Source organism: Pseudonocardia sp. KRD291 (assembly GCF_019263595.1).
In the GTDB taxonomy this organism is placed as follows: Bacteria; Actinomycetota; Actinomycetes; order Mycobacteriales; family Pseudonocardiaceae; genus Pseudonocardia.
Window position 1 is genome coordinate 1 of record NZ_JADQDD010000207.1, and the last position, 11424, is coordinate 11424.

General features: G+C 68.7%; 14 protein-coding genes. 3 read left to right on the top strand and 11 right to left on the bottom strand.

Going from position 1 to position 11424, the window contains the following annotated elements; all coding sequences use genetic code 11:
* The 9 genes from I4I78_RS23410 to I4I78_RS23450 all read right to left on the bottom strand — a co-directional run.
* A partial coding sequence (locus tag I4I78_RS23410) for an amino acid permease (protein WP_255567170.1) occupies window positions 1–409 on the bottom strand: 409 nt, incomplete at its 3' end.
* A 100-nt stretch (window positions 410–509) separates the two neighbouring features.
* Entirely contained in the window at window positions 510–1124 is a 615-nt protein-coding gene (locus I4I78_RS23415) for a CoA transferase (protein ID WP_226380292.1), read from the bottom strand.
* Complete coding sequence (locus tag I4I78_RS23420; protein ID WP_218613632.1) at window positions 1060–2031, bottom strand: NADPH:quinone reductase; 972 nt, start codon at window positions 2029–2031, stop codon at window positions 1060–1062. The genes I4I78_RS23415 and I4I78_RS23420 overlap by 65 nt, the downstream gene beginning before the upstream one ends.
* Window positions 2032–2194: 163 nt before the next feature.
* A complete protein-coding gene (locus tag I4I78_RS23425) occupies window positions 2195–2884 on the bottom strand; it encodes a TetR/AcrR family transcriptional regulator (protein WP_218613633.1) in 690 nt (229 codons plus the stop codon).
* Window positions 2885–2994: 110 nt separating this feature from the next.
* Window positions 2995–4035 carry an NADP-dependent oxidoreductase gene (locus tag I4I78_RS23430; RefSeq protein WP_308252306.1) on the bottom strand — a complete coding sequence of 347 codons (1041 nt, stop codon included), beginning with the start codon at window positions 4033–4035 and terminating at the stop codon, window positions 2995–2997.
* 74 nt (window positions 4036–4109) lie between these two features.
* The gene (locus I4I78_RS23435) at window positions 4110–4976 is read right to left on the bottom strand and encodes a mycofactocin-coupled SDR family oxidoreductase (protein WP_218613635.1); all 867 of its coding nucleotides are present in this window, start codon (window positions 4974–4976) and stop codon (window positions 4110–4112) included.
* 119 nt (window positions 4977–5095) lie between these two features.
* The gene (locus tag I4I78_RS23440; RefSeq protein ID WP_218613636.1) at window positions 5096–5578 is read right to left on the bottom strand and encodes a hypothetical protein; all 483 of its coding nucleotides are present in this window, start codon (window positions 5576–5578) and stop codon (window positions 5096–5098) included.
* A gap of 24 nt (window positions 5579–5602) precedes the next feature.
* A complete protein-coding gene (gene mmsA / locus I4I78_RS23445) occupies window positions 5603–7105 on the bottom strand; it encodes a CoA-acylating methylmalonate-semialdehyde dehydrogenase (RefSeq protein ID WP_218613637.1) in 1503 nt (500 codons plus the stop codon).
* A gap of 32 nt (window positions 7106–7137) precedes the next feature.
* A complete protein-coding gene (locus tag I4I78_RS23450; RefSeq protein WP_218613638.1) occupies window positions 7138–7701 on the bottom strand; it encodes a cupin domain-containing protein in 564 nt (187 codons plus the stop codon).
* A 424-nt stretch (window positions 7702–8125) separates the two neighbouring features.
* Between I4I78_RS23450 and I4I78_RS23455 the strand changes: the two genes are divergently transcribed.
* The 3 genes from I4I78_RS23455 to I4I78_RS23465 all read left to right on the top strand — a co-directional run bounded on the left by I4I78_RS23455 (window position 8126) and on the right by I4I78_RS23465 (window position 10087).
* Entirely contained in the window at window positions 8126–8626 is a 501-nt protein-coding gene (locus tag I4I78_RS23455) for a nuclear transport factor 2 family protein (RefSeq protein ID WP_218613639.1), read from the top strand.
* Window positions 8623–9081 (top strand): DUF3237 domain-containing protein, encoded by a 459-nt coding sequence (locus tag I4I78_RS23460; RefSeq protein WP_218613640.1) that lies wholly within the window; start codon window positions 8623–8625, stop codon window positions 9079–9081. The genes I4I78_RS23455 and I4I78_RS23460 overlap by 4 nt, the downstream gene beginning before the upstream one ends.
* 70 nt (window positions 9082–9151) lie before the next feature.
* On the top strand, window positions 9152–10087 hold the full coding sequence (locus I4I78_RS23465; RefSeq protein ID WP_218613641.1) for an alpha/beta hydrolase: 936 nt from the start codon (window positions 9152–9154) through the stop codon (window positions 10085–10087).
* A 123-nt stretch (window positions 10088–10210) separates the two neighbouring features.
* Here the strand turns inward: I4I78_RS23465 and I4I78_RS33480 are convergent, their stop codons facing one another.
* Together I4I78_RS33480 and I4I78_RS33485 are read right to left on the bottom strand one after the other, a co-directional pair.
* On the bottom strand, window positions 10211–10756 hold the full coding sequence (locus I4I78_RS33480; protein WP_218613643.1) for an amidohydrolase family protein: 546 nt from the start codon (window positions 10754–10756) through the stop codon (window positions 10211–10213).
* The coding region (locus I4I78_RS33485) for an amidohydrolase family protein (RefSeq protein WP_218613642.1) at window positions 10645–11424 on the bottom strand (780 nt) is incomplete at its 5' end. The genes I4I78_RS33485 and I4I78_RS33480, both read right to left, overlap by 112 nt.

An 11424-nucleotide genomic window follows, 5' to 3' on the forward strand; every position in this document is an offset into this window, starting at 1 on the left:
CGACCGCGGCCAGCGCGAGCACCGTGACCACCACCAGGGCGCGGGTCAGCCCGGCGGTCTTCGACACCCCCAGGCAGTTGACGACGGTCAGCACCGCCACCGCCGCCACGGCCGGTGCCACCGGACTCTCCGGCCACACGTACGCGCCGAACGTCAGCGCCATCGCCGCACAGCTCGCGGTCTTGCCGACGACGAAGGCCCACCCGGCCAGGAACCCCCGGATCGGACCGAGACGCCGACGCCCGTAGACGTAGGCGCCGCCGGCCTCGGGGTACACCGCGGCCAGCCGACCGGACGCCGTCGCGTTGCAGTAGGCCAGCACTCCCGCCACCCCGAGTGCGACCAGCAGACCGCTGCCCGCCGCGGCGGCGGCCGGACCGATCGCGGCGAACATCCCCGCCCCGAGCATCGAACCGAGACCGATCACCACCGCGTCGCCGAGCCCGAGACGTCGTACCAACCCCGCCCCCGTCACGGGAGGAACCTACCGACGGCCGGACCGATCGGTGTCAGGAGAGGTCGGTCCGGACGATCCCGCGCCGGGACAGGGGCGCGATGCTCGCCGGGGCGTACCCGAGCTCGGCCATGATCTCGCCGGTGTGCTGCCCCACCCGGGGCGCCGGACGTCGGGGCGCGGACGCGGCGACGCCCGCGGCGTGCCACGGGGAACGCAGCGCCCGGTAGCTCACGCCGTCGTCGCCGGCGATGTCGACGAAGATCCCGGCCGCCTGCACGTCGGGGTTGTTCTCGACCCGGTCGTAGGAGTCGATGCTCCCGGCGACGATTCCGTTCGGGACCAGCAGGTCCAGCGCCTGTCGGCTGGTCATGTCTCCGAACACGAGGGCGAGCTCGCCGAGCAGGGCCGCCCGGTTCGCGACCCGGTCCGGGTGGCCTCGGCGGCAAGTACGTTGCCCGCACACCACCCACTTCCTCGGCCGCAGCGCGGCTAGACCCGGCTTCGCACCAGAAACGGTGCCCTCGCACGCGACATAATCCGTGCGAAGACACCGTTTCCCGTGCGAGGACGTCCGCCGGCAGATGTCCGGACGGGCCCGGTACTCACGGACGGACGAGCACCTTTCCGATCGCGCCCTTCTCCACGGCCACCTGTGCGGCGACGACATCGTCGAGCTCGTACTCGGAGACGGGCAGAGCGGACAGCGCGTCCGCCTCGATGGCAGAGTTCGTCCATGCCGTTACCCGCTCGAACTCAGCTGCGGAGACGGTGTACATCAGCGCGAACTGAATCGACGCATTGACTACCGCCAATGGCAGGATCGGAATCCTGGGCTGTTCGGACTCCCCGGCGTAGACGGCGATCGTGGCATTGGGTCCGATGACGGCGGCGTCGATGTCGATGTTCGTTCCCAGCGCGACCTCGACGACTCGATCGACATGTCCGACGGACGCCAGAATCCTTTCCGCGACGTCCTCCTCGCGGTAGTTCAGCACGAGGTCGGCGCCTGCGGCACGCGCCAGATCGCCCTTCGCCTCGGAGCTGACCGTCGTGACCACGTGGGCACCCGCATGCTTCGCCAACTCGATCGCGAAGTGCCCGACGGCTCCCGCGCCTCCCGCGACGAGGACCGTCCGCCCTCGTACCGCGCCGGGATCACCACCCAGGCAGTACGCCGCCGTCAGTGCGGGCACACCGAGGCAGGCGCCGAGCTCGTCCGATGCGTTGTCCGGGAGCGGGACCACTTTGCTCGCCGGCACCACCGCGAACTCCGCGGCCGTGCCGTACAGGTTGTCGGCCGCGGCGAGGTAGAGCCACACGCGTTGGCCGACGGCGAGCCCGGTGACCCCCGGGCCGATCGCGTCGACCCGGCCGGCGCCGTCGTGATGGGGCACCTGGAAATCGTCGGGAACGCGGCCGGTGAGTCCGGCGCGGGCCTTCCAGTCCGTGGGGTTCACGCCGGAAGCCGAGATCGCGACGCGTACCTCGCCCGCCCGGGGGTCGGGCACATCCAATTCGACGAGTTCGAGTACGTCCGGCGCCGGCCCGGTTGTCCGATAAATTGCCGCTCTCATACAACACATTATGCCCGGTCCTGGTTGAGGCGCGGCACAATTCGTTGCGTCCGAAGTGTGGGCACCGCCATACCAGGCATGCAGCGTGACCGCAGTCGTCCCGGATACGCCCGAGTGGCGAACAGTGAGTGGCCACACATCCGCCGCGGGCGCCCGAATTGAGTCACCGGGTAACAGTGTCGGCCTTCTCCTGGGCTCGGGTCCCGACACCGAAAATGGTACGCAGCCACACCGTAGCCATTGTCTCGACAGCGTCCTCGCTGCGAAACGCATTCTCGCTACGCATGCTCATCAATCCCAGGTTGCGCTCGCCCATCCACATCAGCGCCGCTGCCAGCGATCGTGCGGGCGGGCCGTCGATCGCCACCCCGGCCGCCCGATCGCGCTCGATGGCGGCCGCCGCGGCTTCGATGAACTGTCCCAGCATCGAGTCCCACTGCGACCGCAGCTCGGGCTCGGCGCCCACGGCGTCTCCGACCTCCCGCAGAATATGACCGTGCCGATGCCACACGGTCACGACCTCCGCCGAAGCCTGCTCGATCGCCTCCTGCGGGGTCATGTCCACGGGGCGGTCGAAGATGAGCCGTGAGGCGCCGAACACATCTTCGGTGATGGGTCCCAGCATCGCGAACAGAACCTGCCACTTCGACTCGAAGTAGAAGTAGAACGACGACCGGGACAGACCGGCCCGCTTGGCGAGGTCGTCGATGGAGACCGTGCGAAGTGGCGTGTCACGCAGCAGCTCGTACGCACCGTCGAGGATCGCCTGCTCGCGCCGATCACCCTTCGTGGGCCGCCGCCTTCCGACGCGAACGTCCGACCGGACAGGACCGGATGAGGAAGTAGTCGCCACTGTTCCATGATAACCCACTTCCCTATTCGCTGCCCCGTTGCGTCCTTACAACGCGTCGTGAAACGCATCCGGACTCCGCAGCGGGACCGGCGGCCCGCATCAGATGCCAACTACGACTCCGGGTCGCCGACTTTGATCACGAGCTTCCCTCGACTCCCGCCGGAGAAAATCGTGTTGAGGGTATCGCGAGCATTCTCGAGACCCTCCACCACCGTCTCCTCGTACCGTAGCGTTCCTTCCTCGAGCGCCACAGCGATCTTGCCGATGATCTCGCCGAATCGGTCGACATGGTCGGACACGATGAATCCGGTGAGCTGCACCCGCTGCATGAGCAGCTGGTTGAGGTTGGGCAGCCCTGCGTGGCCGGCTTCCTCGTCATCGTTGTTGTAGTCGGCGACCATTCCGCACAGCGGAATACGCGCGCCCACGTTGAGCCGGCCCAGGATATGGTCCATGATCTTGCCGCCCGCGTTCTCGAAATCGACGTCGATTCCGAGGGGAGTGGCCTTGTCGAGTTGATCGCGCCAGTCGTCGGCGTGCCGATCGACGCAGGCGTCGAATCCCAGTTCGTCGACCACGTACCGGCACTTCTCCGCACCGCCCGCGATACCCACCACCTGGGCGCCGCGCTGCTTGGCCAGCTGGCCGGCGATCGACCCGACGGCGCCTGCGGCCGCGGAGACGACGAACGTCTCCCCCGGCTCGGGGTCACCGATCTCGACACCGAGGTATGCCGTGATCCCGGTGTGCCCGAGCACGCCGAGGAACGTGTGCAGGGGTGCGGGCAGCGGGTCGGGGAGCACCGTGAACGATGCCTCCAGGTCGGAGGCATCGGCCAGGCAGTACTCCTGCCACCCGGTGAACCCCTGCACGAACGAGCCGGCCGGCAGGTCGTCGCGGCGTGATTCGACGACCTGCCCGACCCCGACGCCGCGCATGACGGCGTTCAGCTCGACCGGGGGCATATACCCTCGTGTCGAACTCATCCAGACGCGGCTGGTGGGGTCCAAGGACAGGTAGAGAGTGCGAATCAGCGCCTGTCCTTCGGCAAGGTCCGCGACAGGTTCTTCGAGCCACTCCAGATCGCTGTCGCGGACCTTGCCACGGGGTCGGCTACGCAGCCGGTAGAGCCGGTTGGTCGGGTGTGCCACTACTCCTCCTCGGAATCTCGATTCAACTGAGAACACGGACCGCCGGCGTGCGACCCACATCGCTCTATCGACAGCTACTGAAGATCAGCGGCCATCTTCGCGAAGTTCAGGCCCGGTATGATCGAATGTCCACCGTCGACGAGGAGTTCCAGCCCGGTGACCCATCGGGATTCGTCGGAGGCGAGCCACAATACCGCCTCGGCCATCGCACGCGGTGGCAAGAGGCCTACGTTCTGCAACACGGTCCAGTTCTTCGCGCCTTGGAGGTCTTCCTTGGTTCCCTGGCCCACTCCCCGACCCGCACAGAGGTCGTAACCGCCTTGCCAGTCCAACGCCTTGGTGTCGGTCGGTCCGGGCAGCAACGAATTGACCCGGATGTCGTACGGGCCGAAGGCCAGGGCGGCGCTCTTCGCCAGGCCGAGCGCCGCATGCTTCGATGCGACGTAATGCACGTAGGCGGGAGAGCCCTCGACTCCGTTGCCGGAAGCGGTGACGACCACCGAGCCTCCGCCGGCCTCCTGCATGTGCGGCGTGACAGCCTTCAGCGTTCGCCAGACTCCGAGGACGTTGACGTCCAACACGTCCCGGAACTCGTCCTCGGGAATATCGGCGAAGGGGTGAACCGTCCACACGCCGGCGTTCGCCACCGCGGCATCGATCCGACCGAAACGCTGCATTCCCTCGGCGACCAGGTTGTCCAACGACTTCTGCTGGCGGATGTCCCCCTCGTGCGCAAGGATCTGCCGGTCCAGCGCCTCGACCTCCTTCACGGTTTGCTGAAGGTCTTCGGGAGAACCGAGCGGGTACGGAATCGTGCCCTTCTCCGGGCAGTCGATCGCAATGATGTCGGCGCCCTCCTCCGCGAGGCGCACGGCGATTGCCCGACCTTGACCTCGTGCCGCACCGGTGACCAGCGCGACTTTCCCGTCCATACGTCCCATCGTCTACTCCTCCTTGAGTACGTGATGCCTCGGAACGCCGATCGCGATCGGCTTCAGAGCTGTGATCGGCCTGGATCTACGGTTGCCGATATTGCGGTCCCGGGTGCCGACCGGTTGCCTCAGCGAGGCGCCTCGGCCGAGGGCGTGATCAGCTGCAGGAGCACGTCGATCCCGGGTGGCTCGGTCCACACATGCATCGCCCCGCCGAGCTGGATGGGCGCCGCGATGGGCTCGGGACGACCGGGGCCTCGGATCAGGCAGTCCGTCAGCACGGGCCCATCAGGTCCCGGCAGTCGTAGAGCCACATGATCGAGCGCCGCGGGGCGTGCACCGAGGACGCGGTCGAGAGCGGCCTCGTCGTGAAGGGTGTACAGCTCGATCGCTGCCCCGGAGATGTCGAGGAATGCCGCGCTGAGGTCGAGCTGTGGCGCCTCGAACCGCCGGACGACTCCCACGTCGAACCTGTCGGCCCATGCCGTCACGGCCGACGGAAGGTCGCGTACGAGCACGCCGACGTGGTCGAGTTCCGGGCTGTCCGTGCGCTTGTCGGCGTCGGCCGGCCGGCCGGCGCCCTCGTCGTCGGCCGGTGTGCTGAGCTGCATGGTGCACGTCCCGTTTCTGCGTTGCTACTTGCTCGAGGCCACGAAGTGCGGGACGAGACCGGGCGCCGGCTCGGTCCACCGCTGGGTGACCACCTTCGCCCGCGTGTAGAACCGGTAGGCGTCGTAGTTGAGGCCGTCGTCGCCGAACCGCGAGTCACCCCACCCTCCGAACCCGAACCAGGCGGTCGGCAGTGGGATGGGCACGTTGATACCGACGCTGCCGGTCTGCACACCGCGGGTGAACCGCCGCGCGGCGGGCCCGCTGGTGGTGAAGATCGACGAGCCGTTCCCGTAGGGGTTGGCGTTGACGATGTCGAGGGCCTGGCCCAGGTCGTCGGCGCGGACGACGCTGAGCACCGGTCCGAACACTTCTTCGGTGTACAACTCACTGGCGACGTCCACGTGGTCGACCAGGCTGGGACCGATGAAGTAGCCGGGGCCGGGGGCAGGTAGGTCACGACCGTCGACGACCAGTTGCCCTCCTTGCTCGGCTGCGCGCTGCAGCGCCCCACGGACACGGTCGAGCGCGGCATCCGAGACCAGTGGGCCCATGTCGGAGTCGGGCCCGGTGCCGGGCCCCACCTTCAACGAAGCGATCCGTTGGGCGGTCTTGGCGGTGAGCGCCTCGGCCGCCTCGCCGACGGCGACCGCGACGGTGACCGCCATGCAACGCTGTCCGGCCGCGCCGTAGGCGGCCGAGACCAGGGCGTCCGCCGCGGCGTCGAGGTCGGCGTCGGGCAACACGACCATGTGGTTCTTGGCGCCGCCGAGAGCCTGGACCTTCTTGCCGGCCGCGGCCCCTCGCCGGTACACCTCCCGCGCCACCGTGGTCGAACCGACGAACGACACCGCCGCGACGTCCGGATGGTCCAGCAACGCGCCGACCGCGTCCTTGCCACCCTGGACGACGTTGAACACACCGTCGGGCAGGCCGGCGTCCTGCAGCAGTCGGGCCAGCCGCACCGCCACCGTGGGAGCCTGCTCGCTCGGCTTGAGGATGAACGCATTACCGCAGGCCAGCGCCGCGCTGAACATCGACACCGGGACCATCGCCGGGAAGTTGAACGGCGTGATGCCGGCGCACACCCCCAGCGGTTGCCGGAACGAGTAGGTGTCCACCCCGTTGGCGACCTGGTCGGCGTACTCGCCCTTGAGCTGTTGGACGACGGAGAGGGAGACGTCCGCGGCTTCGATCGAGCGATCCAGCTCGCCCAGGGCGTCCGCGAGCGTCTTGCCCTGCTCGCCGGTGATCAGCGACGCGAACTCCTCGCGGTGCTCGAGCAGGAGTCCCCGGAACCGGCGCAGCACCGCCGTCCGCGCCGGGGCCGGCGTGGCCGCCCACACCCCGGCCGCGGACCGAGCGCTGAGCACGGCCCTGTCCACGGCGTCCGCGCCGCCCAACTCGACGGTTCCCACGATGCGCCCGGTCGCCGGGTCGTGAATCTCGTGACGTGGACCGTCCGCAGGCGCCGTCACGGCGCCGGCGATCCAATGCGGCACCGTCTCGAGTGCCAGGTCGATGGTCATCGTTGCTCCTCGTTCGCTCGCCGGGGGCTCGGTCAGGCCTTCGCGTCGCGGGGGTGGGCGAGCTCCGGGAAGATCTCCAGGCCGTAGTTGACCCGGAGGTTCTCGGCCTCTGCCTGGAGCTGCTCCGCGGTCTGGAGCTCACGGTCGCGTGCGGAGTAGAAGTACTTGTCGATGCCGCCGTCGGTCTCGAAGCGGTCGACGTCCGGCCCGGGCACGAAGATCACCAGGACGCGAGCCTGCTGGCCCACCACCTCGTAGGTGTGGCGCTCGTTCTTGCGCCCCCAGACGAACTGGCCCTTCTTGGCGCTGTACGAGCCTGTCTCGGTGTGGATCCTGATCTCACCATCCATCACGAAGAAGCCTTCTTCCTCGCGGTGGTGCTTGTGCCACACGGGCTCGGTGCCGTGCTTCCAGTCGCTCTCGATCACGATGAGCTGGCCGTTGGTCGTCTCGCCCGTTGCATGGATCCAGAAATCGACACCGGTCATGAAGTCCCCGGTCATCGTGAAGTTGATCTGGTCGCGGTGCGAGACGTAGCTGTCGCCGTTGCGGGTGTCGGCCGGCTGGATCTGCGCAACGTCCGATGTGGGCGCCATGACATACCTCCTCGTGTCGGTGCCGCGGCGACAGACGAGGCCGCGGCGTCTCCGGGCAGAAGATTAGACGGCACGGTGATTTTCGTCAACGCTTCGTTTGAAATTACTCGACACGCTGTCTGGTTTGATGAAAGCGCAGGTCAGCGCGGCCTAGGCCGTACCGTGGCGGACGTTCCCGCGCCACCTGCGGTGGGGCCAGGCCCCCGACCAGCCTCCTGTCGGTGACGTGCCGGCCGGGCACCTCGCGCACCGCCGGAGAGTCTCGAGCCCGGGCCTGTGCGTTCCCCTGACCCGGCCCGCAGGCACGCGCAGCGGGACGACGACCCACAATCGACAGCGTGTTGACTCGACCGAACAGGCCGTGCATTATCGAGCCGACCCGATTCGGGAGAGCATCCCGGCTAGAGCCAACGGAGGCGGCGGAATGAGCACACAGAGTGAGAATCGCAAGGTCGTGGAGCAGTTCTGGGCGGCGCTGGACGATGGTCCACCGCGCGGGGCAGAACTGGAGACCTGGAAGGACACCTTCGCAGACGACGGAGTGTGGGAGATGCCGTTCGCGGCTGACCCCCTCCCCCGGGCGGTCCCGGGTCGGCATCTGATCGGACACTTCGTCGACTGGTTCTTCACCGCGGCGCCGGATCTGCACATCGTGTCCTCGGTCGTGCACGAGACGAGCGATCCGGAGCTGTTCATCCTGGAGCTGCGCGGAGAGGCCAACCTCTCGTTGAACGACAACGTCTACGCCAACAACTACTGCACTCACATGCGCATCCGGAACGGCAAGATCGTGCTGTTCCGTGAGTACTTCGACCCGGCGGAGGTCGTCCGCGCCTTCGGGGTCGACGAGATCGCCAAGGGGATCGACCAGGTCATGACCGCGGCCGGCATCGCGGCGAACGGAACTCAGGAGGTCGCTCGATGAAGCTCGTACCGGAACTCACCTACACCGCCCAGCTCAGCCCTCCGCAGGTCAGCGGCCCGGGCCCCTACGGCCTCCGGCAGATCCTCGCGGTGACCGGCGGCAAGGTCGAAGGCGAGAGGCTCAACGGAACAGCCGGCGAGGGTGGCGGCGACTGGATGCTGGTCGGAGACGACGGCTTCGCTCGGCTGGATGTGCGCGGGCAGTTCTCCACCGACGACGGCGCGGTCATCTACCTGAACTACCTCGGACTGTTCGAGCTGAACGACGCCGCCCTGAGTGCGATCACCACAGGTACCAGCAGCACCGAGTACGGAGACAACTACTTCGTCACGACGCCCCGGCTGGAGTGCGGAGATCCGAGATATGCCTGGGTGAACCAGAGCGTGTTCGTCGGGCAGGGACGCGTCCGGCCCGGCCCCACGGTGGAGTTCCGGGTCTTCCGGGTCGAGCCATGATGATCGACCCGGGCCGGCGCCGATTCTTCGACGCCGGATCGAGGCCTTTCCCGCACCGGCGTCAGCGACGATGAGTTCGCTGCATCCCGAGGTTCGTCAACTGATCGCGACACTGGCCGCGAAACCCCCCGCGGTCCCTTGGGAAGTTCCGATCACCGCATATCGAAAAGCGGGTGACGGGCTCGCTGCTCTGGCAGGCCTACCCGACGACGGATGTGCGGTGACGGAACTGGCCATCCCCGTCCGTCACGGAACGGTCGACGCCCGTCAGTATCGTCCTTCCGGCGAGGCCGTCCGCCCGGCGGTGGTCTATCTGCACGGCGGTGGGTTCGTGCGGGGCAGCCTGGACAGCCACGATCGGCTCTGTCGGGCTCTGTGCGTCCGGGGCGGGCTCAGTGTGGTGGCCGTCGCCTACCGCCTGGCACCGGAGAATCGGTTCCCGGCGGCTCACCACGACGCGCTCGACGCCCTTCGCTGGGTCAGCGAGCACGCCGGCGAGCTCTCGATCGATGCCACCGCACTCGCGGTCGCCGGGGACTCGTCAGGGGGCATGTTGGCAGCGGCGACAGCTCTGGCCGCCCGGAGCGTCGGCCCGCCGCTCAAGGCCCAGGGACTGCTGTGTCCCGCGCTCGACGCGACCATGAGCAGCGAGTCGGTGGACCGCTATTCTGCCGGGCCGTTCCTCACGCGCGAAGGACTCGCCTGGTCCTACGACCAGTACCTTCCCGAGGGGCACGACCGGCGATCAGCCCAGGTCTCGCCGCTGTTCGACGAGAACCTGGCGGGCGCCCCGCCCTCGATCGTCATCAGCGCCGAGATCGACCCGGTGGCGGACGACGCACGTCGGTACGCCGAGGCACTCGTCGCCGCGGGGGTCGCGGTCGAAACCCACGAGTACGCGGGCATGCCGCACAGTTTCATGTTGCTCGCCGGCAGGCTCGAGGACGGCGAGCACGCCCTCACCACGTTCGCCGAGGGCCTGGCGAAGCTCCTGAACGCGGGCTGAGCCCGGTTGTTGCGGGCCGGTGGTGCCGGACCGGGTCGGGGCGACCCGACCCGGCACCACCGGCCGGACGGGTCGCAGAGGCCGACGGCGCCGAGCGGTGTCATGAGGTCAGAGGCCACGCGGTCAGGGTGCGGCCATCCACTCTCCCTCCACCATCACCGCCGACACCGTCGCGTCGCGTAGCCCGTCCGGGCCGAGGGTGTCGACCTCCCGGTCGATCGCGACGAGGTCGGCGCGCTGGCCGACGCGCAACGTTCCGACCTGGTCCTCGTCCCCGACGAGCCAGTGGCTGTCCACGGTCATCGCCTGCAGGGCCCGGAGCGGAGTGATCCGTTGGTGGGCACCCAGGACGTGACCGTCCCGGGTACGGCGGCTCGTCGCCGACCACATCGTCCGCAGCGGATCCATCGGGGTGATCGGGCAGTCCGAGTGCAGCCCGTAGCGCTGGCCCAGCCGGTCGGCCCACGACAGCGCATCCATGTCCGCGGCACGGTGCGGGCCGAGGAACAGATCCCGGTGACGGTCACCCCAGTAGTAGAGGTGATTGGCGAAGAAGCTCACGCCGAGCCCGCTCGCATGCACCGCGGCGAGGTCGTCGTGCGTACTGACCTGACAGTGCTCGATTCGATGCGGGGCCAGCCCGACACGGTCCTGCTGCAGGGGCGCCAGGGCGCTATGGCCGCCTGCACCGCGGCGTCACCGTTGGCGTGCACGGCCACCTGTGCTCCGGCCTCGGACGCGTCGCGGCACAGGCGGCCCAGCGCCTCGGTGTCCTGGAGCAGCTCGCCGCGGTGGTCGCTGCGGCACTGGTAGGGGATGCGCAGCGCGGCGGACAGGCCCTGGATGGAGCCGTCGGCCCAGAACTTCGCGCCGGCGAGGCGGAACCTGGCTCCGGAGACCCGTCCCGCGTCGAAGCCGCCCTCGACCGCGCCCGGGAGGTCGCCCCGCAGGAACCCGGCGACGTGGAGCGGAAGCTCGCCGGCGGCGTCCAGCGCGCGGTACACCTCCAGTTCCGTCATCCCGGCGATCAGGCCGACGCCCAGGTCGTGCAGCGTGGTGATGCCCCGCGAGACCGCGGTGTGCAGGGTGTCGAGCAGCCCGGCCCGCAACTCGTCCCGGGTCGGTGCCGGGATCAGGTCGAACACCCGCGACACGGCCCCGATCTCCCACAACATCCCGGTCAGGCGCCCGTCGTCGCCACGGGGGAACCGACCGTCGTCCCGCGCGACGGCGTCGTCGTGCAGTCCCGCGAGCTGCAGGGCGCGGGTGTTCGCGACGGCGAAATGACCGGAGATGTGGGAGACGACCACCGGGCGGTCGGTACTGACCCGGTCCAG

Excerpts from the sequence above, each read along its gene's own strand:
- mmsA (WP_218613637.1), bottom strand. The coding sequence starts at position 7,105 with ATGACCATCGACCTGGCACTCGAGACGGTGCCGCATTGGATCGCCGGC.
- I4I78_RS23435 (WP_218613635.1), bottom strand. The coding sequence starts at position 4,976 with ATGGGACGTATGGACGGGAAAGTCGCGCTGGTCACCGGTGCGGCACGA.
- I4I78_RS23415 (WP_226380292.1), bottom strand. The coding sequence starts at position 1,124 with ATGTCGTCGCCGCACAGGTGGCCGTGGAGAAGGGCGCGATCGGAAAGG.
- I4I78_RS23440 (WP_218613636.1), bottom strand. The coding sequence starts at position 5,578 with ATGCAGCTCAGCACACCGGCCGACGACGAGGGCGCCGGCCGGCCGGCC.
- I4I78_RS23465 (WP_218613641.1), top strand. The coding sequence starts at position 9,152 with ATGAGTTCGCTGCATCCCGAGGTTCGTCAACTGATCGCGACACTGGCC.
- I4I78_RS23420 (WP_218613632.1), bottom strand. The coding sequence starts at position 2,031 with ATGAGAGCGGCAATTTATCGGACAACCGGGCCGGCGCCGGACGTACTC.
- I4I78_RS23450 (WP_218613638.1), bottom strand. The coding sequence starts at position 7,701 with ATGGCGCCCACATCGGACGTTGCGCAGATCCAGCCGGCCGACACCCGC.
- I4I78_RS23455 (WP_218613639.1), top strand. The coding sequence starts at position 8,126 with ATGAGCACACAGAGTGAGAATCGCAAGGTCGTGGAGCAGTTCTGGGCG.
- I4I78_RS23460 (WP_218613640.1), top strand. The coding sequence starts at position 8,623 with ATGAAGCTCGTACCGGAACTCACCTACACCGCCCAGCTCAGCCCTCCG.